At 67.3% G+C, this 1,108-nt stretch carries 1 pseudogene; it reads right to left on the bottom strand.

What is annotated here, in order from left to right:
• Positions 1-1,028 (bottom strand): annotated as a pseudogene (locus tag ABTZ94_RS37655) (IS5 family transposase).
• Positions 1,029-1,108: the final 80 nt, after the last annotated feature.

Genomic DNA, 1,108 nt, shown 5'->3' with positions numbered 1-1,108 from the left:
CTAGGGCGCGTATTGAGTCGTGATCAATGGGGTGGCTCGGGCCAGGTCTTTGATCCAGATCATCGAGGCGCGTAGGTGGAGGCCGGCGAGGTAGCTGTCCGGGGTCTTGTCATATCGGGTGGCGATGCCCCGCCAGGCCTTGAGCTTGTTGATGAGGCGCTCGACGGTGTTCCGTTCTTTGTAGAGGTCGGCGTCGTGACTGACGGGCCGGCCGCCCTTTGAGCCCTTCTTCTTCCGGTTGGCGGCCTGGTCCTTCTTTGCCGGTATCACCGCCTTGATGCCGCGTCTGTGCAGGTAGGCCCGGTTGCCGCGGGACGAATAGGCCTTGTCCCCGGCGACCGCGTCGGGGCAGGTGCGGGGACGGCCGACGGGCCCGCGGACCCGGACTTTCTTGAGCACGGGGATGAACTGCGGGCTGTCGGCGGCCTGCCCCGCGGTCAGGACAAACGCCAGCGGGCGGCACTTCCGGTCGCCGGCGACGTGGATCTTGCTGGTCTGCCCGCCCCTCGAGCGTCCGAGCAGGGCGGCTTTCAGCCGGACCTTGTGCCGCCGCCGGATGCGTCGTCGTTCTTCCCGTTCGGGATCGGCTTCGGCGTCCTGCCCGTTTCGTCCTTCGTGGTCGCCCCCTTTGACCTGGTCTTCTCCTCTTCGGCGGCGGCCTTCTCCAGGGCGGTGACGACGTCCTCGTCAAGGTGCATCCCGGCGGCGTCGTGGTGAGCGCGGGCGGTGGTGGAGTCGACGCTGACCAGGGACAGGTCCACCTCGCCGCGCTTCGCGGCTTCCGCGATCACGCCCTCCAGCAGGGCCTCGAAGACGCCGGCGTCCCGCCACTGCCGGAAGCGGTTGGAGACGGTCGACCAGGCGCCGAACTCCTTCGGCATCTCCCGCCACTGCCCGCCCGTCCTGAACCGCCAGATCACTCCCTCGAACTGCTGGCGCAGTCGCTCGGGGTACGGGCCGTACTCGCCGATCGGCAGGTACGGCCCGATGAACTCCCACTCCGAATCTGTCAGTTGTTGTCGTGTCACACAGCCTGATCTATCGGATCAGGCCTCGCCGCGGGGGCGAATCCACAGATTGATCACAACCAGATACGCGCCCTAGCCGA

This window comes from Streptomyces sp. NPDC002785, from assembly GCF_040295565.1.
Taxonomy (GTDB): domain Bacteria; phylum Actinomycetota; class Actinomycetes; order Streptomycetales; family Streptomycetaceae; genus Streptomyces.
The sequence above is the reverse complement of the archived record's forward strand: the minus strand, read 5'-3'. Positions and strand labels throughout refer to the sequence as shown.